Annotated in this window: 15 protein-coding genes; 3 read left to right on the plus strand and 12 right to left on the minus strand. The window is 73.6% G+C overall.

What is annotated here, in order from left to right:
- Nucleotides 1–106 precede the first annotated feature (106 nt).
- Nucleotides 107–1084, plus strand: a complete 978-nt coding sequence (locus tag ACZ6RT_RS05265; protein ID WP_399194453.1) for an aldo/keto reductase — start codon at nt 107–109, stop codon at nt 1082–1084.
- An 89-nt stretch (nt 1085–1173) separates the two neighbouring features.
- On the opposite strand, the gene ACZ6RT_RS05270 is transcribed toward ACZ6RT_RS05265, so the two are convergent.
- The 3 genes from ACZ6RT_RS05270 to ACZ6RT_RS05280 all read right to left on the minus strand — a co-directional run bounded on the left by ACZ6RT_RS05270 (nt 1174) and on the right by ACZ6RT_RS05280 (nt 4826).
- Nucleotides 1174–2145 (minus strand): alpha/beta hydrolase, encoded by a 972-nt coding sequence (locus ACZ6RT_RS05270; RefSeq protein WP_399194455.1) that lies wholly within the window; start codon nt 2143–2145, stop codon nt 1174–1176.
- Nucleotides 2146–2229: 84 nt separating this feature from the next.
- Nucleotides 2230–2793 carry a YybH family protein gene (locus ACZ6RT_RS05275; protein ID WP_399194457.1) on the minus strand — a complete coding sequence of 188 codons (564 nt, stop codon included), beginning with the start codon at nt 2791–2793 and terminating at the stop codon, nt 2230–2232.
- Between the two features lie 155 nt (nt 2794–2948).
- Nucleotides 2949–4826, minus strand: a complete 1878-nt coding sequence (locus tag ACZ6RT_RS05280; protein ID WP_470152315.1) for a pentapeptide repeat-containing protein — start codon at nt 4824–4826, stop codon at nt 2949–2951.
- 478 nt (nt 4827–5304) lie between these two features.
- On the opposite strand from ACZ6RT_RS05280, the gene ACZ6RT_RS05285 reads away from it, so the two are divergent.
- Nucleotides 5305–6249, plus strand: coding sequence for a sulfite exporter TauE/SafE family protein (locus tag ACZ6RT_RS05285; protein WP_470152316.1), 945 nt, complete (start codon nt 5305–5307; stop codon nt 6247–6249).
- A 208-nt stretch (nt 6250–6457) separates the two neighbouring features.
- On the opposite strand, the gene ACZ6RT_RS05290 is transcribed toward ACZ6RT_RS05285, so the two are convergent.
- The 5 genes from ACZ6RT_RS05290 to ACZ6RT_RS05310 form a co-directional block, all read right to left on the minus strand.
- A complete protein-coding gene (locus tag ACZ6RT_RS05290) occupies nt 6458–7411 on the minus strand; it encodes an anti-sigma factor RsbA family regulatory protein (protein WP_470152317.1) in 954 nt (317 codons plus the stop codon).
- The gene (locus ACZ6RT_RS05295; RefSeq protein ID WP_399194465.1) at nt 7408–8301 is read right to left on the minus strand and encodes an MEDS domain-containing protein; all 894 of its coding nucleotides are present in this window, start codon (nt 8299–8301) and stop codon (nt 7408–7410) included. Before ACZ6RT_RS05295 ends, ACZ6RT_RS05290 begins: the two co-directional genes overlap by 4 nt.
- 105 nt (nt 8302–8406) lie before the next feature.
- A complete protein-coding gene (locus tag ACZ6RT_RS05300) occupies nt 8407–8997 on the minus strand; it encodes a DUF305 domain-containing protein (RefSeq protein WP_470152453.1) in 591 nt (196 codons plus the stop codon).
- A 174-nt stretch (nt 8998–9171) separates the two neighbouring features.
- Complete coding sequence (locus ACZ6RT_RS05305; RefSeq protein ID WP_470152318.1) at nt 9172–11211, minus strand: ABC transporter ATP-binding protein; 2040 nt, start codon at nt 11209–11211, stop codon at nt 9172–9174.
- Nucleotides 11208–13088, minus strand: coding sequence for an ABC transporter ATP-binding protein (locus ACZ6RT_RS05310; protein WP_470152319.1), 1881 nt, complete (start codon nt 13086–13088; stop codon nt 11208–11210). The genes ACZ6RT_RS05305 and ACZ6RT_RS05310 overlap by 4 nt, the downstream gene beginning before the upstream one ends.
- Before the next feature lie 463 nt (nt 13089–13551).
- On the opposite strand from ACZ6RT_RS05310, the gene ACZ6RT_RS05315 reads away from it, so the two are divergent.
- Nucleotides 13552–14898, plus strand: a complete 1347-nt coding sequence (locus ACZ6RT_RS05315) for an MFS transporter (protein ID WP_470152320.1) — start codon at nt 13552–13554, stop codon at nt 14896–14898.
- A gap of 107 nt (nt 14899–15005) precedes the next feature.
- Here ACZ6RT_RS05315 and ACZ6RT_RS05320 read toward each other — a convergent pair whose 3' ends face one another.
- The 4 genes from ACZ6RT_RS05320 to ACZ6RT_RS05335 form a co-directional block, all read right to left on the minus strand.
- Nucleotides 15006–16376 carry a hypothetical protein gene (locus tag ACZ6RT_RS05320; protein ID WP_399194476.1) on the minus strand — a complete coding sequence of 457 codons (1371 nt, stop codon included), beginning with the start codon at nt 16374–16376 and terminating at the stop codon, nt 15006–15008.
- Nucleotides 16377–16672: 296 nt separating this feature from the next.
- Nucleotides 16673–17329 (minus strand): response regulator, encoded by a 657-nt coding sequence (locus tag ACZ6RT_RS05325; protein WP_399194478.1) that lies wholly within the window; start codon nt 17327–17329, stop codon nt 16673–16675.
- Nucleotides 17326–18435 (minus strand): sensor histidine kinase, encoded by a 1110-nt coding sequence (locus tag ACZ6RT_RS05330; protein ID WP_470152321.1) that lies wholly within the window; start codon nt 18433–18435, stop codon nt 17326–17328. Before ACZ6RT_RS05330 ends, ACZ6RT_RS05325 begins: the two co-directional genes overlap by 4 nt.
- Entirely contained in the window at nt 18432–19922 is a 1491-nt protein-coding gene (locus ACZ6RT_RS05335) for a serine hydrolase domain-containing protein (protein WP_470152322.1), read from the minus strand. Before ACZ6RT_RS05335 ends, ACZ6RT_RS05330 begins: the two co-directional genes overlap by 4 nt.
- Nucleotides 19923–20055: the final 133 nt, after the last annotated feature.

The following is a 20055-nucleotide window of genomic DNA, read 5'->3' on the forward strand; positions in this document are numbered from 1 at the left end:
CGCGAGGGGGACTCCGAGCCGGGCGGATCCGACGCGATCGACCCTACTGCGGCCCCGGGCCGGGGCGGTGCCGTCCGGGAGCGCCACGCGGACTACCATCACCGATGTGGACAAGCGTGAACTGGGCAGGACCGGAAGGCACATCGGCGTCGTCGGACTCGGCGCCTGGCAGCTGGGGGCCGACTGGGGTGAGGTCGGCGAGGACGAGGCGCTGGCCACCCTCGGCGCCGCGGTGGACGCGGGGGTGACCTTCGTCGACACCGCCGACGTGTACGGCGACGGGCGCAGCGAGCAGCTCGTCGCGCGGCTGATCAAGGACAGGCCCGGCCTGACCGTGGCCACCAAGATGGGCCGCCGCGTCGCCCAGGAGCCCTCGGCCTACACCCTGGACAACTTCCGGGCCTGGACCGACCGCTCCCGCGCCAACCTCGGCGTCGACACCCTCGACCTGGTGCAGCTGCACTGCCCCCCGACCCCGGTCTACTCCTCCGACGAGGTCTTCGACGCCCTCGACACGCTGGTCCAGGAGGGCCGGGTGGCCTCCTACGGGGTGAGCGTGGAGACCTGCGCCGAGGCGCTGACCGCCATCGCCCGGCCGGGCGTGGCCACCGTGCAGATCATCCTCAACGCCTTCCGGCTCAAGCCGCTGGAGAAGGTGCTCCCCGCAGCCGTGGAGGCCGGGGTCGGCATCATCGCCCGCGTCCCGCTGGCCAGCGGCCTGCTGTCGGGCAAGTACGACGAGTCCACCGTCTTCGCCGCCGACGACCACCGCACCTACAACCGGCACGGCGAGTCCTTCGACGTCGGCGAGACCTTCTCCGGGGTCGACTTCGCCACCGGCCTGGAGGCGGTGCGCCGCCTGGCGCCCCTGGTGCCGCCCGGCATGACCATGGCGCAGTTCGCACTGCGCTGGATCATCGACCAGCCCGGCGTCTCGGTGGTCATCCCCGGCGCCCGCAACCCGGAGCAGGCCCGCGCCAACGCGGCCGCCGCCGAGGCCGTCCCGCTGCCCGAGGCCACCCTCCGGGGCGTACGGGAGATCTACGACGAGCTGATCCGCCCGCAGGTCCACGACCGCTGGTGACCGCGGGACCGGGCGGCCCGCGCTCCGCGGACCGCCCGGCCGTGCCCGTCGGCCGTGCCCGTCAGTCGAACAGGGCCCGTCCGTGCCCGTCAGTCGAACAGGGCCCGGCGCAGCGCGACCACCCGCTCCGCGGCGGCCCGGCGGCTGATCTCCGCCTCCGGGACCAGCCCCTCGAAGCCGTGGAAGGCCCCCGGGTAGAGGTGGAACTCGGTGGAGACGCCCGCCTGCGCCAGCCGCAGGGCGTACTCGGCGCACTCGTCCCTGAACACCTCCAGCTCGCCGACGTCGACGTAGGCCGGCGGCAGGCCCGACAGGTCGGCCGCCCTGGCCGGGGCCGCGTACACCGAGACGTCCTCGCCACCGGCCCGCTCGCCCAGCAGCGCCTTCCAGCCCAGCAGGTTCGCGGCCCGGTTCCACACGACGGCGTCGGTGAACTCCCTGCTGGACGGGGTGACGTTGCGGTCGTCCAGCATCGGGCAGATCAGCAGCTGGAACGCCACGGCCGGGCCGCCCCGGTCACGGGCCAGCAGCACGGTCCCCGCGGCGAGGCCGCCCCCGGCGCTGATCCCCCCGACCGCGATGCGCGCCGGGTCGATGCCGAGCTCGGCGGCGTTCTTGGCGGTCCACACCAGCCCGGCGTAGCAGTCCTCGACCGGTGCGGGGTCCGGATGCTCGGGGGCCAGACGGTAGTTCACCGAGACGACCGCGCACCCCAGCGCGACGACGTACTCGGTGAGGACCGGGTCCTCCATCTCGACCTGGCCGAAGATCATGCCGCCGCCGTGGATCCAGTACAGGGCGGGGATCGTCCCGGTAGGGGAGGCCGGGCGGTAGATCCGCAGCCGGACGTCGGGGTCGCCGTCGGGGCCGGGGACCGTCCGGTCCTCGATCGTCACCCGCTCGTCCCGCGGGAGCGGCTCCATGGCGGCGAGCGCCTCGCTCATCTGCAGGCGCATTCCGGGCAGGTCCTCCACCCGCACCGAGCCGAGGTCGAGAGCGGGCAGCCTGCCCTCCCGTACGGCGGCGGCGAGGCCGGGATCGAGGTTCCGGTGAAGTGTCATATCGCCTCTCTTCGTCGAGAACGGCGGGCCCGCTCACGATGGGTCTTCCTCAGATCATGGGCGAGCCGCCGTCCCGTCACAAATTCAGCCCCCGGTCACCCCGTCGTTCACGGTGCCCCCGCCGTCCGCGCCGACCCGGTCCTCCGCGTCGTTCACGGTGCCCCGGTCGTCCGCGCCGGCCCGGTCCTCCGCGGTGCCCTCGCCGTCCGCGCCGACCTTGCCGCCGGCGGTGACCTCCGGAGCGGGGGCCGGTTCGACGAGGGGGAACGAGTGGTGCTCGTGGGCGACGACCCACCTGCCCTGCCGCCTGCGCAGGCCCAGCGTCAGCCGCAGGCGTGCCCGCGGCTCCTCGGTGAGCCGCTCCTTCTCGCCGCAGCGCACCAGGGCGTGGGCGAAGGCGACGTCGTCACCGGCGGTGACGTCCAGCGTCTCGATCTCGAACACGCCCTTCTGCGTCTGCCACCGCAGGAAGGACGGCCAGGTCTCGCGGTAGGCGTCGATGCCGCGCACGCCCTCGTACGGGGGCGGCACGTCGAACATCACGATGTCGTCGTCGTGGTCGGCGAGGACGCCGTCGAGGTCGCCGTCGTCGACCGCCTCGGCCCATCGCCGGATCAGGGTGCGGATCTGCTCGTCATCGGTCGTCATCGGTCGGTACGGTCCTTCCGGGTCGCCGTCATCGGTCAGGACTACAACCCGGGCGGCTCCCGGAAATCATCGCGGACCACGGGCCGGGATCCGCCGTGCCGTTCGTCCACCCCGTTCGTCCACCCCGTTCGTCCGGCCCGTTCGTCCGGCCCGCCTCACTTCCCGGTCCGGCGATCGGGACGGGTCAGGGCGTTGTGGCCCCGGGCCACGATGACGTCCACCGCCTTGAGGTCCCCGAGGTCCTGCGCGGTCGCCAGCGCCTCCTTGGCGGCGTCGTAGCAGTCCAGGGCCCGGTTCCAGTCGATCGCGTCCCCGCCACCCCCGTCGGCCAGGCGGTCGATCTTCTCGCCGAGCCGCGTCACGTTCTCCTCCTGGACCCCCCGGGCCTCCTCGAAGCGGACCGCCTGCTCGGCCGTCTCGGCCTTGGTGAGCCTCACCCGGCGCCGGGCGCGCGCGACCGTCTTGAACACCACCCAGAGGACCACCAGTCCCGTCACGGACAGGAAGACCACCCAGCCGAACGCCATCCTGCTGGACGACCCCGACAGGTCGGCGCCCTCGGCGCCGCCGGTGTCCAGGCCGGTGACCTCGGCGCCCGCGAAGACGGCTCCCCGCAGCTCGGTGAACCCCGCGTCGGCGCCGCTCAGCGTCGCCCCCCGGAAGACCGCGTCGCGGAACTCGCCGCTGGACAGGTCGGCCCGCTCCATCCTGGCGCCGGTGAAGTCGGCCCGGTCGGCCCTGGCGCTGCCGAACTCGGTGTCGCGCAGGTCGGCGCCGCCCAGCCGGGCCCCGGTCAGGTCGGCGCTGCCGAACGACGCCCCCGACAGCTCCGCCTTCGCGAGGTTCGCCCCGGCGAGCTTGGCGCTGCCGAAGCGGGCCCCGGACATGCGGGCCCCGCTCAGGTCGGCGCCCATGAGCTCGGCGCTGCCGAAGTTGGCGTGCTCCAGCAGGGCGCCGCGCAGGTCGGCCCCCTTGGCGTAGCGGATCGTGGCCCCGGTGGCCACGATGTCACGCAGGATCGCCCGGTCCAGCTTGACCGAGCCCAGGTCGACCCCCTCCAGCCTGGCGCCGGTCAGGTCGGCGCAGCTCAGGTCGCGGGGGAACTCGGCGACCTTGGTGAGGTCCCAGCCCGCGAACCGCGGCCCGCTGCCCGGCTCGCACGCCGGGTCGGGGGCCGGCAGGGTCTTGGGCATGCCCTTGCTGCCCTCCAGCCGCGCCCCCGTGACGTCGCCGAGGTCGGCCCCGCCGAGGTCGGCGCCCTTGAACGTCGCGCCGTTCATCGCCGACTGGCGCAGTTGCGTGCCGCGCAGGTCGGCGTCCCGGAACACGGCCCGCAGCAGCGTGGCGCCGTACATGCGGGCCTTGGCCGCCTTGAGACCGGTGAGGTCGGCCCGGCGCATGTCCGCGCCGTAGACGTCGGCGTCGCTCAGGTCGACGCCCACCAGTTTCGCGTCGTCGAACTGGGCGCCGTAGGTCTTGGCGCGCACCATCGTGGCGCCGCTCAGGTCGGCCTCCTCGAAGTGGGCGCCGTACGGCAGGGAGTCGTCCATGACCGCCCCGCGCAGGTCGGCGCCGCGCAGGTTCGCGTAGTACAGCTCGGCCTCGGTCAGGTCGGCTTTGCCCAGCCTGGCCCCGGCCATCTCGGCATGCCCGAGCCGGGTGCCCTTGAGCGAGGCGCCCCGCAGGTCGGCCCTGGTCAGCACGCTGCGCACGACCGCCCCGTCCAGCCGGGCCCCTCGCAGGTCGGCGCAGGACAGGTCGGCGGGCAGCGTGGCCCGGGTGAGGTTCCTGCCGGCCAGCCTGGGGCCGCTGCCCGGCCTGCACGGCGCCCCGGCGCCCGCGGACCGGGTGGCGGGCGCGCCCTGGGCGGCGGGAGCCGCGGGGCCGGCCGCGTGGACGGCGGTGTGGACGGCGGTGTGAGCGACGCGGACGGCACCGGCCGCGTCCGAGGTCCGCAGCGGGGACGCGGGCCCGGAGGGCAGGGCCGCGAACAGGATCATCGCACCGGCGAGCAGGGGGGCAGGGCTGGGCATGTCTCTCTCACTGTCTCCCCCCGGGACGGGCGTACCCGGCCGGCGGGGGAGAGGCGGCGCCGGGCGGTTGGTTCGCTGACGGGTCGGTACGGACGGCTCCTCGCGGGGAATCGCCCGACGACCATACGGGAACGGGACCTTTTCTAGGGGGGCCCGGTTGCGGGCCGCTTGCGAACCGCCTGCCGATCACCTGACGGCCGCCTCCGCAGGACCCGTCCGCGCGTCACGCCGACGGCCCGGGACCCGCGCGGGAAGGGCCCGCGGACCTGCATCCCCGGCCCCGCCGGGTCTTCGGCCGGATCCGTCCGGTCGTCGGCCGCCCCCGCCCCTCGTCCCCGCCCCCCGTCCACGGCCGTCGCCGCCGAGACGGGGTGTCCATGGGCTGAGACGCCTGCTTGAAACGTGACTTGACGGCGCCGTACCCTTCAATCACCATAATCCCTATCAGCACAGTAGGAAAAACAGGAAGGGGGGCGTCGTGCGTGCGCTCATCCTCTTAGGTCTTGTCGGCTTCGCCGCGCAGCTCGTCGACGGCAGCCTGGGCATGGCCTACGGTGTCACCTCGACGACGCTGCTCCTGGCCATCGGCACCAACCCCGCCGCCGCCTCGGCCACCGTTCACCTCGCCGAGATCGGCACCACCCTCGCCTCCGGTGTCTCTCACTGGCGGTTCAACAACATCGACTGGAAGGTCGTCGCCAAGATCGGTATCCCCGGCGCGATCGGCGCGTTCGCGGGAGCCACCTTCCTGTCCGGCCTCTCCACCGAGGTCGCCGCCCCGATCATGTCGATCATCCTGCTCGTGCTGGGTCTGTACGTCCTGATCCGCTTCACCGCGTTCGGGCTCCCGCGCGGCAACCTGGGCAAGCCGCTGCGCAAGCGCTTCCTCGCCCCCCTCGGCCTGGTGGCCGGGTTCGTCGACGCCACCGGCGGTGGCGGCTGGGGCCCGGTCGGCACCCCGGCGATCCTGGCCAGCGGCCGCCTGGCCCCGCGCAAGGTGATCGGCTCCATCGACGCCAGCGAGTTCCTGGTCGCCATCGCCGCCAGCGTCGGCTTCTTCTTCGGCATCGGCTCGGAGAACATCGACTTCTCCTGGGTGGCCGTCCTGCTGATCGGCGGCGTCATCGCGGCCCCCATCGCCGCCTGGCTGGTCCGGCACATCCCGCCGCGCATCCTGGGCTCCGCGGTCGGCGGCGTCATCATCCTGACCAACGTGCGCACCCTGCTGCGCAGCGACTGGATCGACGCCTCCGGGAGCATCCAGGCGATCGCGTACATCACCATCGCCGTCATCTGGGCCGCGGCCATCGCCTACTCGGTGCGCGAGTACCGCCGCGACCGCGACAACGAGACGGCCGAGGCGATCGAGGCCGAGGAGCGGCGCCGCGCCGCCGAGCAGGAGACCGCGGGCACGATCGGCTGACAGTCCGGCCGGGAGATCCGTCACCCCGTCCGGAACGCCCCCTCGCCTCGGCGAGGGGGCGTTCGCGTGTCCGGGCGGCCCCGAGGGGTGTCCGGGCGGCCCCGAGGGGTGTCCGGGCGGCCTCGAGGGTGTCCGGGCCGGATCGGGTACGCGAGAGCCGGGACCGGGAGGGCGGCCGGGGAGGGCAGGGGAGTCCGGCGCGCCGGGCTCAGCCGCGCGTCAGGCGCAGGCGGACCTGCGTGCCCGGCCGGCCGGTACGGATCTCCAGCAGGTCGCAGACCTGGCGGACCACCCAGAGACCGTGGCCCCGCCCCCCGGGGAGGGCGGGCGGGAGATGGCCGGGGAAGGGCGCGTCCATCGACCCGGGGTCGGTGACGTCGCAGTGGACGGCTCCGGCGTCGGCCCACAGCCGGATCTCGCCGTGCCCGCCGCCGTGCTCGACCGCGTTGGTGGCGACCTCGTTGACCGCGAGGACCAGCCGCTCGACCCGATCGGCGGGAAGGCCCAGCGTCCCCGCCCAGGCGGCCACCCGCTCCCGCATCCGGGCCAGGTCGGCGCCGAACCGGACGGTCACCCCGGCTCCCGGGGGAGGGGGCGGCAGGGGGAGGCGGTCGGCGGCGTGGGTGAAGGACGCCGGATCGGCGTAGGCGTCGCTGCGGTGCGCGCCGGAGCCGTCCAGCAGCTCAGGGTGGGTGCGCCGGGCGTCCGCGACGACGCGCCCGGGGACCGTCCGCGTGTCGTAGGGGCACAGGATCCAGGCCGGGCTGTCGGCGAAGGCGACGTTGATCACCGACTCGTACCGCGTCCACTCGGCCTCCTGCCGCCCGTCGCGGCCGTGCCAGACCGGCTCGCCGATGACGCGGATCCGCCGGTGGGCGGCGCAGTGGGTCTCGACGTAGGCGTTGTAGGCGGCCAGGGTCCGTCCCGGCGCGTCGTACCAGTCCCGCGCGACGGCGAACTCCACCTCGTCCGCCGCGCCGCCCAGGGCGGTGCGCAGGAGCCCGGCGTTGGCCTCGGTGGTCACGGCCAGGACCCGGTCGCCGCCGGCCAGGCCGTCCAGGCAGAAACCGGTGGTCGCCGCGAGGAAGGCCCGGTCGTCGTCGTAGATCAGCGCCTGGTGGACGAGCCCGGGCGCGGTCGCGTCGTCGGTGAGGGTGCTCATGCGGGGACGACCTCCGGGTCGAGGATCAGGCCGGGGGTCCGGTCCCAGCCCACCAGGCGGACCACCTCGCCCAGCATGGGGGCCAGGTTCAGCATCCGCAGGTGCCGTCCCCGGGGAAGGAGCGCGGCCGTGCTCGCCAGGTCGCGCAGCCCGGCCACGTCGATGAACTCCAGGTCCGCCATGTCCAGCCGTACGTCGTCGTCCGGGCCGTCGCGCAGGAGGGCCTCCAGGGCCGTGCGCAGGGCGGCGATGTTGTCCTGGTCCACGATGCCGGCCACCCGCAGCAGCGGGGCGCCCGAGGGGGCGGAGCCCGGGGTGATGCGCAACCGGCCGTCGTGGAACAGCGCGTTCGCCTGCACGCCGTCGTGGTGGCAGCCGACCAGGGCGTCCAGGCGCCCGGAGGGGAACAGGCGGGTGTCGTACTGGCAGATCGCCGCGGACAGGCCCTCGTCGAACAGGGCGGTGACGCGGCGTTCGTAGGTGTCGAGCAGTTCGGTCCCCGGGGCGCCGCGCAGTGCCCAGCCCATCTCCCCGCTGACCCGGAACCCGGTGAACCCCGCGGCGAGGCAGGAGTCCACCTCCCGCCTCAGCATGGCGATCGTCGCGTCGACGTCGAAGCGGCCCGAGGGCAGGTAGCCGTCCTCGGCGGACCTCAGGGTGAGCCGGCCGGTCCGGGTCGCCGCGGCCGTGTCGATCCCGGCGCTCCCCAGCCAGCGGCGCACCCGCTCGCCCGCAGGATCGTCGGTGAGGTACAGCACCCGCTCCCCGGACTCCAGCCCGTCGCCGACGAAGGCCGTGACCACCTCGCGCTGCTCGCTCTCGTGCGAGAACGCCGAATAGAGATGATCACCGGGTCTCACGTCCCTGACCTGGCGCACCACTGCACCCATCACCGCCTCGCCGGGGGAACACGGGGTCCCTGAAGGGTCTCGTGGTTCTTCTCCCTCAGCCTATACCGGGCATTGGATGTCTGAAATATAAGGTTTGCCCGATGTTCAGGTGAGCTTCCCGCCGATCTCCTTGATCCGGGCCCGCTGCTCGGTGACGAGCCTGCCGGCCATCCGGGCCGTGGGACGGTGCCTGCCCAGGGCGATGACCACCTGGGACATCCGGACGCCGCTGTCGAGGTGCCTGCCCAGCACGGTCAGCCACCTCCTGTCGAAGTCGGCTCCCGAACGTCTCTCCAGGGACGAGAACTGCGCGGCCGACACCATGCCCGGCATGCCGTGGGCCCCGTGGTCGTCCGGGTCGCGCTCGGCGGGCACCTCGGCCTTCCACGACCGCAGCCAGCCGGTCATCAGGTCGATGTCGGCCGTCTCGCTGCGGACGAGGGCGGCGGCCAGGCCGCGCACGTACGGGTCGTCGGTCCTGTCCTTCACCAGGCCGGCGAGCCGGATGGTGCAGCGGTGGTGGGAGATCATCTCCTGGGAGAACCGCACGTCCGCGTCGCCCCGGTCCGAGCCCACCCCCATCGCCTGGACGGGAGGCGGCGCCGCGGCCACCGACGAGCACCCGGCGGTCAGCATGGCGGAGACCAGCAGGGTGGCGGTCAGGGACCGTCGTCTGCGCGACCGCCGGGTGCTCATCGTGATCACTGCCCCTTTCGTACGGGTGGGAAGGATCGTTCGTGCCGTTCCACCGTGAGATACGCGGCCTTCGCCGCGGTGGTTCAGGCTCCGCGGGAGATCGTGCCGCGAGATCTCCGGACGGTGCTCCGGGGTGCCCGGTCCGGCCCTGTACCGGCCCGGCCGGTGAGCGGATCAGCCGTGTTCGGAGATGCTGTCCAGCCAGGCGCGATGCAGGCCGGCGAAGCGGCCGGTACCGCCGATCAGCTCGGCGGGCGGGCCGTCCTCGACGATCCTGCCGCCGTCCATCACCAGCACCCGGTCGGCGATCTCGACGGTCGACAGGCGGTGCGCGATGATCAGGGCCGTCCGGTCCGTCAGGACGGTCTGCATGGCCCGCTGCACCAGCCGCTCGCTGGAGACGTCCAGGCTGGACGTCGCCTCGTCGAGGATCAGCACCGCGGGGTCGGCCAGGAACGCCCTGGCGAACGCCACGAGCTGGCGCTGCCCGGCCGACAGCCGGCCGCCGTGCTTGCCGACCTGGGTGTCGTACCCCTCCGGGAGCGCCGAGACGAACGTGTCCGCGCCGATCGCGCGGGCCGCGGCCACCACGTCGGCCATGCTCGCGTCCGGCCGCCCGAACCTGATGTTGTCCGCGACGGTGCCGCTGAACAGGAAGTTCTCCTGGGTCACCAGGACGATCGCGGCGTGCCGCGTCTCCTCGCCGAGGTCGCGCAGGTCGACCCCGTCCAGCAGCACCCGCCCGGCCACCGGGTCGTAGAACCGGGAGACGAGCTTGGCCAGCGTGGTCTTGCCCGCCCCGGTGGTGCCGACCAGCGCCACCGTCTGCCCGGCCGGGACGACCAGGTTCAGCCGGGGCAGCACCGGGGTGCCGTCCAGGTAGGAGAACTCCACGTCGCGAAACTCGATCCTGCCGCGGGGATCGTCCAGCGCCACCGGGTCGGCCGGTTCGGCCACGTCCGGGCGCTCCTCCAGCACGCCGGAGAGCTTCTCCAGCGCCGCCCCTGCCGACTGGAACGTGTTATAGAACTGGCTGATCTCCTGCATGGGCTCGTAGAACTGGCGCAGGTAGAGCAGGAACGCGGCCAGCACGCCGACGGTGACCTCGCCCTGGACGGCCAGCGTGCCGCCGTACAGCAGCACGGCCGCGATCGTCACGTTCCCGATGAGCTTGACGCCCGGCGAGAAGACGGCGATCAGCCGCATGCTCCGCATGTTGGCGTCCCGGTAGTCGGTGTTGAGCCGGGAGAAGATCGCCTGGTTGCGCGGCTCTCTGCGGAACGCCTGCACCGCGCGCATGCCGGTCATCGACTCCACGAAGTGCACGATCACCAGGGCCACCGTCTCCCTGGTCCTGCGGTAGACGATGCTCGACTGCCGCCGGAACCAGCGGGTGAACAGTGCGAGCACCGGCAGCGGCAGCAGCGCCACCAGGCCGAGGTGGACGTCCAGCGCCAGCAGCAGCACGGCCGTGCCCACCAGGGTCAGCACGGCGGTGACGAGGTCGTCGAACCCCGACTGGAGCATCTCGGAGATCGCGTCGATGTCCGAGGTGAGCCGGGAGACGACCCGGCCCGAGGTGTAGCCGTCGTGGAAGGAGAGCGAGAGCCGCTGGAAGTGGTCGAAGACGCGCCGCCGCAGCTCCAGCAGGATGCCCTGGCCGATGCGCCCGGCCATCCTGAGGAACACCTGCCGGGTCACCAGCTGGACGGCCGCGGCCACCAGGATCGCCGCCACGACCGTCACCAGCGTCCCCGGGCCGGACCCCGCCAGCATCGGCGGGATGCCCGCGTCGATGCCCACCTTGACCAGGTAGGGGATGGAGAGCGAGGCGACGTTGCAGGTCACGATGATCGCGACGAGCACGATGATCTGCCTGCGGTACGGGCTGAGCAGGTCGCCGAGCAGCCGACGGGACCTGTCGCGCAGCAGGAACGACACCTGCTCCGACAGCTCGTCCTGGTCCTCGGCGGCGACCCCGCGCCACTCCCGCGTCCCGTCGCCGTTCCCGTCCCCTTCCCCGCCTCCGTTCCCGTTCCCGTTCCCGTTCCCGTTCCCGTTCCCGGTCGCGGTCGCGGTCCCGGGGGCGGGCCCGGTCGTCCCGTCCGCGGGCCCGGTCCCCACGGGGCGGGCCGGTGCGGCCGGTTCGGTCGTCGTGACCGCCTCCGGCTCCGTACGGGTCCCGGTCCGCTCGGCCGGTTCGCTCCTGCTCATCGCAGCACCTCCTGCGCGTCCTGCGCGTCCTGGTCGGCCGACAACAGCGCGCGGTACTCGGGCACGCTCGCCATCAGCTCGTGATGGCGGCCCACGTGCGCGATCGTGCCGTCCAGCAGCAGCGCCACCCGGTCGGCGAGCAGCACGGTGGAGGCCCGGTGGGCGACGACGATCCCGGTGGCCTCGCGCAGCACGTGCCGCAGCGCCTCCTCGACCAGGGCCTCGGTCTCGACGTCCAGCGCCGACAGGGTGTCGTCCAGAACCAGGATCCTGGGACGGCTGAGGACCGCGCGGGCCAGCGCGAGCCGCTGCCGCTGACCGCCGGACAGTGACATGCCCTGCTCGCCGATCCTGGTCTCCAGCCCCCACGGCAGCCGGTACACGAACCCCGCCTGGGCGACCCGGAGCGCCTCGGTGATCTCCTCCTCGCTCGCGTCGTGCCGTCCCAGCGTGAGGTTCTCCCTGACGCTCATCGAGAACAGCGTCGGCTCCTCGAAGGCGGTGGCGACCATCGAGCGCAGCGTGGGCAGCGGCAGGTCGCGCACGTCCACGCCGTCGATGGTGATCCGCCCGGCGCTGACGTCGTAGAGCCGGGGGACCAGGGAGACCAGCGTGGTCTTGCCCGAGCCCGTCGCGCCCACGACGGCCACCGTCTCACCCGGCCGCACCTCCAGCCGGACGTCGCGCAGCACCGGCTCGGCGGCACCGGGGAAGCGGAACTCCGCGCCCTCGAAGCGCAGGTGCCCGCGGGGACGCTCGATCGCGCGGTCCCCGCCGACGATCTCCGGTTCGGTGTCGAGGACCTCCATCACCCGGTCGGCCGCGGTCATCGCCTCCTGGCCCATCGTGAGGATGAAGCCGAGCGCAGAGATGGGCCAGACCAGCTGGAGCATCAGGGTGGCGAAGGCCACCAGCGTGCCCAGCGTGAGGGTGCCCGAGCCGACCGCGAGGGCACCGAGCAGCAGGACGAGCGCGAGCGTGATGTTCGGGATCACCTCCAGGAAGGTGAAGAACCTGGCCGACAGGCCCACCTTCTCCATCGAGGTCCCGTACACCTTCCTGGCCCCCTCCTCGAAGATCCCGGAGACGTACCGGCCGCGGCCGAAGGACTTGATGGTCCGGATACCGGCCGCGGACTCCTCGACGACCGTGGCCAGGTCGCCCTGCTCGTCCTGGACCCGGCGGGAGATGGTGATGTACCGGCGCTCGAAGCGCAGCGAGGTCACCATGATGGGCACCGCCGAGACGACCACGAGCAGGCCGAGCGGCCAGTACATGTGCAGCAGCAACCCGGTCACCGTGACGATCTGGACGGCGATCAGGACCAGGAAGAGCAGGCCGAAGCCGAGGAAGCGGCGGATCGCCGACAGGTCGGTCGTGGCGCGGGAGAGCAGCTGGCCCGACTGCCAGGCGGCGTGGAAGCCCATCGGCAGCCGCTGCAGGTGGGCGTAGAGGTCGTCGCGGATCCTGGTCTCCAGGCCCAGGACGGCCTCGGCGAGCATCCACCGCCTCAGGAAGACGAGCACCGCCTCGATCACGCCCAGGACCAGGGCCAGCAGGGCCAGGGGGAGCACGCCAGTGCTGTCGCCGCGGGCGACGGGGCCGTCGATGATCTCCCGGCCGATCAGCGGGATGACGATGCCGATCCCGACCGCGGCGAAGGCCGGGACCCAGATGAGGACGAGGCGGACGGCATAGGGGCGGAGATAGGACTTCAGCCTCCACAGGGAGGCGGCCCTGCCACCGGGCCGGGCCGCCTGCCGCGGGGCGCGCGGGGTGCGAGACCCGGTGTCGGTGTCGGTGTCGGTGGTGTCGGTGGCGTCGGTGGCGTCGGTGTCGGCGTCGGTCGTTTCGGTGGCTCCGGTATCAGGGGGCATCGGCAGATGACACGCTCCTTACGGTGTTCACCGGGACGGTGACCGTTCAGGGCATGGCGCGCCGGAACCCCGTGTTCTGTCAGCCGGATCTCACCCGTGCCACCGCCGCCGGTGGCCGCCCCGCCGGATCACCGTCGCCCGTACGGCACGGGCGAACCTCCAGTCTCCGTTCCGTGCCGCGGGGGCGGCAACTGATTTGACGGTTCCCATCCCGTAACCACCAGGTCAGGCGACCTGATGACTCCGCCGGCGACCCTGGTTTTACCCGGGCCGCGGGATCTCTGCGGGGACGGCGGAGCGCCGCGAGAAAAGGGGAGGCGACGGCGAGCCGCATGGTTGTAGGGTCGGCGACATGACCTGGCGACATTGATCCTGAACACGAGGTCGGTCCGGCACGCGCTGCCGCGGACCCCCGGAGATGCCGAGCATCCCGAGTCCGTACGGTTTCCGCGAGAAGGACCCCATGACCACTTTCTCTTCACGCACGTCCGGCGTGCCCGCCGAGCGCGCGAGGCGCCTGGCCGCGACGCTCTACGCCTACGCCTTCCTTGACGAGTTCGTCCTGCTGTACCCGTTCTACGCGCTGCTGTTCGTGGAGACGGGCCTGTCGACCGCCGAGATCTCCTCGCTGATGGCGATCTGGTCGATCACCTCCGTCGTGATGGAGGTCCCCTCGGGGGTGCTGGCCGACGCCGTCTCGCGGCGCCTGCTGCTCGCCCTCGCGCCACTGCCGGCCGCGGCCGGTTTCACGCTGCTGGCCGTCTCCTCCTCCTACTGGTTGTTCGCCGTCGGCTTCGTCCTGTGGGGCCTCTCCGGTGCCCTGCAGTCGGGGGCGCTCGAGGCGCTGGTCTACACCGAGCTGGACCGGCTCGGCGCCGCCGGTCGCTACGGCGCGGTGATGGGACGTGCCCGTGCGATCGGCACGGGCGCGGCCATGGCGTCCATGGCCGTGGCGGCCCCGGTGTTCGCGCTGGGCGGCTACCCCCTGGTCGCGATCGGCAGCGTCCTGGCCTGCCTGCTCGCGGCGGCGGTCGCGCTGACCTTCCCCGAGCACCGCGGACGGACCGCGCCGCGGGACGAGCCCGGCCGCGACGACGACGTCCCGGCACCCGCCCGGGGCATCGATCGCGACGCCCCCGAGAAGGAGGCGCCGGGCGGCTACGCCGCGATCCTGCGCGAGGGACTGCGGCTGGCGCGCACCGACCGGACGACGCGGCGGGCCCTGCTGCTGGTGCCGGTGGTGACCGCGCTCTGGGGCTCGCTGGAGGAGTACACCCCGCTGCTCGCGCTCGGCGTCGGCGTGGCCACGCACGTCGTACCGCTCCTGGTGCTGCTGGTCGCCGTGGGCATCGCGGCCGGAGGTGTGCTCGTGACCTTCGCGCGCGGCGCCGGGGACCGGGGACTCGCCGGGATCCTGGCGGCCGGGGCGCTGGCGCTCGGGGCGGGGGCCATGAGCGGGAACGTGGCGGGCTTCGTCGCGGTCGCGGCGGCCTTCTGCGCCTTCCAGGTGGCGAGCGTGCTCGCCGACGTACGGCTCCAGGAGAGCATCACCGGCCCCGCCCGCGCCACCGTGACCTCGCTGGCCGGGCTGGGCACCGAGCTGGGCGCCGTCCTGGTCTACGGGGGCTACGCCGCGGCCTCGACGTTCGCCGGCCATGACGCGATCTTCGCCGCCTCGGCGGTGCCGTACGCGGCCCTGGCCCTGATGCTCCTGGTCACCGGGACCCGCTCGCGGAGGGCCGCCCGGCCCGGCGCGGACGCCTCGGGACGGGGAAGCCGGCCCTCGCCCGCGGGACCGGGCGGTGACTGACGCCTGACCGGCCGGGCGTCCTCCTGACCCGCGGTCTCCCGGCGCCCGGTCCCTCGGATCGGGCGTTACGCGCCGATGCCGGAGTACCGGGCCCGGGAGACCGGACGTCAGGAGGTTTCGCCGAACCGTGCCCGCCACGGCCCGGGCAGGTCCTGCCGTTCCCAGTCGTCGGTGTAGGACGGGGGCCTGACGCCCCGGTAGGTCACGATGATGTCGTGGCCGCGTTCCCGGAATTTCTGGATGCGCCGGGGCATGGTGTCGCCGAACCGCTGGGCGATGGCCTGTGACTCGCAGCCCAGCAGGTAGCCGAGCTGGGCGCCGCCCTGCCCGTAGATCACGCACGGCCCCTTGATCCGGGGTCTGAGCTCCTCGGCGGCGGCGTTCATGACGTCGCGGTCGGCGCGGACACCCGACGACATGGCGACGGCGACGGTGCCCTGGAGGATCAGGTGAGCGGCCACCCCGGCCAGGACCATCGGTACGGGGGCCGACCTCGCGACGGTCGCGACGGGGAGGGCCAGCAGGGCGTACGCCGGGAGCAGGAAGCGAGGGGCGGCGTAGTCGACGTAGAAGAAGTACGGCAGCGCCATCGCCACGGCCGTCGCCGTCGCCAGCGCGAGGGCGCGGAACCACGGGGTGTTCCGAGCCGCCCACAGGCCCGCGCCCGCGGCCAGCGGGATCGCGATCCACCAGATGAGCAGGACGGGGGACACGCCGCCGCACTCGACCCCGAAGCGGCACAACGTCGGCCCGTCGAGGGCGCGGGCGTGCTCGTCCAGGGTGACGGTCAGCCCGGTGTCGTTGTGCTCCCCGGCCGCCCCGAGGCGTTCGGTGACCCCGCCGAACCGGGCGATCGCCTCGGCCGTCCACTGGCCCCAGCCGATCGCCAGCCCCGCGGCCAGCGCCGCCAGCTCCCGGAACCGCCGCTGCCACAGGGCGTAGGCGGCCAGCGGCACCGCCAGCACCAGCGCGTCGGTCGGCCGCATGAGCGAGACGAGCACCATGGAGGCGCCCAGGCCCAGTGGCGTCCCGGTCAGCAGGAAGCCGGTGGCTGCGACCGCGCCCAGCGCGACGTAGAGGTTGGGCATCGCCTGGTTGCCGTAGAAGAGGGACAACCAGCATCCGGCCAGCAGCAGGGCGGCCAGCGGCACGACCCAGTGGTTCCTGACCCGCAACCAGACGGCGAAGGCGCCGAAGAGGGCGGCGGAGGAGACCAGGGTCAGCCAGATCCGCAGCACGACCACCTCGTCGGTGATCGCCACGATCGGCGCGACGAGGAGCGGCACTCCCTGGGCGCGCGGGGCGGAGTAGACGGCGGGCGGCGCGTGGGCGGCGTACTGGGAGGCGTAGACGGCCTCGTCCCAGCCGATCCCCATGCCGAGGGTGGGGATGAGGAGCTGGGCGGTGAGGTACAGCAGCGCCACCCCCGCGAGCAGGACCGCAGGGGTGGTGGTGACCTCTCGCCGGACGATGATCATGACATCCTCCCGATACCCCGGAAGGGCTTCCCTAACCTGCGGGCGATCGAACACACCTGGCCGACAGGAGAGTCTTCCCTGAGGGCGTTCCCGATGCGGCCGGGGCCCTGATGATCTCCCTGCGTCGTCACCGTGACGGCCCGGCTCTTCCCGCGACGACCGGATCACGGGCGCGTGCTCACGAGCCGTCCCGGGCCCGGGGCCCACCGGAGCCTCGGGACGGCCCTCACCGGCTCCGGCGCATCCCGTCCCGCTCGGCCCCTGTCACCCGGCCCCGGACCCCGGGCCCCCGGACGTCAGGCGTCCGTGTCCACCAGGCCCGCCTCGTAGGCGATGATCGCCGCCTGGACGCGGTTGTTCACGCCGAGACGCTGCAGTATCGCGCTGACGTGGGCCTTGACGGTGCCCTCCGACAGGAACAGCGCGCGGCCGATGTCCTGGTTGGGCATGCCCCGGCCGATGAGCGCCAGCACCTCGCGCTCGCGCGGGGTCAGCGACTCCACCCGCCCGCGCGCGGTGCCCGCCCTGGCGAGCCTGCCGCCCAGCCGCGCGATGACCTTCCGCGCGATCCTCGGTGACAGGTACGCCCCGCCGTCGGCGACCGCCCGCACCCCGATGATCAGTTCGCGGGGGTCGGCCGCCTTCAGCAGGAACCCGCTCGCGCCCTCGTCGAGGGCCCTGGCGACGTACTCGTCCTCGTCGAACGTGGTCAGCATGACGACCGCGACCTCCGGCATGGCGGCACGCACCTCGGCCGCGGCCGACAGGCCGTCCAGGCGGGGCATCCGGATGTCCAGCAGCACGACGTCCGGCCGGTGGGCGCGCGTCAGCTCGACCGCCTCGCGCCCGTCGCGGGCCTCGGCGACCACCTCGACGCCTTCGTCGGTGGCCAGGATCGCCCTCACCCCCGCCCGGATCATGGCCTCGTCGTCGGCCAGCACCACCCTGATCATCGGCTCTCCCCGCCTCCTTCCCGGTCCTCGGGCGAACCCTCACCGGAGGAGGGTGCGCCCCGGCCGGACGGAACCCCTGCGCGGTCGTACGGCAGCCGCGCCGTCACGGTGAACGCTCCGTCGCCCGGACCGGCCCGCAGCGTGCCGCCGAGCAGCCGCACCCGCTCGCGCAGGCCCGCTATCCCGCTCCCGCCGCCCGGCGGCACCGGCACGGCACCGGACGCGGAACCGGGTACGGCACCGGTCACGGGGCCGGGGCCGGCGGGCGGTGCGACGGGCACGGGGACGGGGTTGGACACGATGACGGTGACCGTGTCGCGGGTCCGCTGGACGCGGACGAGCACGTCCGTCCCGGGGGCGTGGCGGGCGGCGTTGGTCAGCGCCTCCCGCACCACCCGGTGCGCCGCCCTGTCCACCAGCGGCGGCAGGGGAGTCCGCTCGCCGGTGCGACGGAGGGCGACCGCCATCCCGGCGCCGCGCGCGCGGTCCACCAGCGCCTCGACGGACTCGTCCGGCGGCTCGGTCGAGGCGGTGCCGCTCTCGCGCAGCGCGCCGAGGGTGTGGCGGAGCTCGTCGGTCGCGGTGACCGCGGAGGCCCGCAGCCGGGCCGCGGCCTGCCGGTTCTCCTCGGTCATGTCCGCGGCCAGTTCCAGGGCCCCGGCGCGCAACGCGATCAGCGCCAGCTCGTGGCCCAGCGAGTCGTGCAGGTCCGCGGCGATCCGGGCGCGTTCGCGCAGCGCGACGCGTTCGGCGATGAACTCCCGCTCCCGGCTGAGCCGGGCGATCCGCTCCCGGCCCGCCTCCACCAGGTCGGCCTGCTGGCGCCGGAAGCGGCCCGCCAGCCACGGCAGCACCGCGAACAGCGCCAGCACCAGCAGGGCACCGGCCCCGACCGAGGGGTCCAGCGCGCCGGCGACGACCCCGGGCAGCGCGACGGCGGCCAGGACCTCCCAGCCCCGCCGTACCGGCAGGTGGCGTCCGTGCAGGTAGGCGGCCACGACGAGCAGCACGAGGAACAGCTGCCGCCACAGCGGGACGTGGTCGAGGTACAGCCCGTTGAGCAGGGCCGATCCCGCGATCACCGCCAGGATCACACCGTTTCTCACCTGCCCGACACTACCGATCGCAACCTGACCAGCCGTACCGCGGTGGTGACGGCCCCGGCCGCGGCCACGACCGCGAAGGTGATCGTCAGCGGTGCGGCGAAGTAGACGAGCTGCTCCCAGGTGACCGTCCGGCCGTTCGTGAGGAAGGAGATCAGGTCCGGATAGAGGGCGAACAGCGGCACCGGCAGCAGCACGGGCAGCAGCCGCGCCCCGATCCACCAGCGGGGGCTCCCGGCCCGGCCGCTCGCCCAGCGGCGGGCCCGCAGCACGCCCAGCACGCCCAGCCCCGTCGCGGCCAGTGCGATCAGGCCCAGGACCAGCTCGAACGTCTGCCGTTCACCGCCCGGCACCTCGGGGGGCCGGCCCTCGCTCATCGCGACGAGACCGGCGAGCACGTTGTAGGTGTCGTCGTGGAGGGCGGCGCTGTTGGTCATGACCGCGAACCCGTACCCCGTCTCCGGGACGATCGCCTGCACCGCGGTGTAGGTGAACAGGTTGCCCGAGTGCACGAGGAGCCTGGTGCCGTTCAGCCTCTCCTCGCCCCAGCCCATGCCGTAGTCGCCCACCGCGGAGGGCGCGTGCATGGTCTTCAGGCTCTCCGGCGTCACCGGCCGCCCGCCGCCACCGGTCTGGCCGATCAGCCACCGGCCCATGTCGGCCGCGGTGGTGACGAGGCCGCCACTGCCGCCGTCTCGGAAGGCGGGCAGCTCGGGGCGCGCCACCCAGGCGCCGTACAGGGAGTTGAACCCTTCGGACGGTGTGACGGCCCGGTCGCCGACGGCGCTGCCGGTCATGCCGAGCGGGCCGAGGACGCGCTCCCTCAGGTGGTCGCCGAAGGCGCGCCCCCCGGCGACCTCGACCAGCCGGGCGGCCAGGTCGTAGTTGACGTTGCAGTACGCCCAGCGCGTACCGGGGTCGGAGGCCAGGGTGCCGGTGGCCAGCGTGGACACGTAGGCGGCCAGGGATCCCGCCGCCTGTGCCGCGCCGATGTCGACGGTGGTGTCGGACAGGCCCGAGGTCTGGTTGAGCAGCTGGCGCACGGTGATGCGGGCGGCGCGGGGGTCGGCCATCCGGAACTCCGGCAGTCGCCCGGCGACCGGTTCGTCCAGGGAGATCCTGCCGTCCTCGACCAGCGTCATGACGGCCATGGCGGTGAAGGACTTGCTGATCGAGGCGACGCGCATCGGGGTCCGCTCGGTGACCGGCTCGCCCTTCGAGTCGCGCCCGTATCCGGCGGCGTGCACGATCCTGTCCCCGTGGGTCACGACGACGGACATCCCCGGCAGGCCGGTGGACTCCATGACCGCGCCGAGGTAGGCGTCGACGGCGGCCGGGGCCGGCTCGGCGGGCGGTGCGGCGGACGCTGCGACGGACGGTGTGGTGGAGGGGGTGGTGGAGGGGGCGACGGCCCGCGCGGCGGGGGACACGGCGAGGGGGAGGACGACCGTGCCGATCGCCACCGCCAAGCCGATGAGCGTGCGTTTCATGACGAAGAACCTAGGAACCCGCGGCCCCGGGGGAATCCGACGATCGGCCACGACCACCCCTGACGAAAGTCGGGTCCCCTCCGGGCCCGGACGCGGCCTCGACGGCCTCGACGGCATCGCCGGCCCCTCGGGC

Source organism: Streptosporangium sp. NPDC050148 (assembly GCF_055586505.1).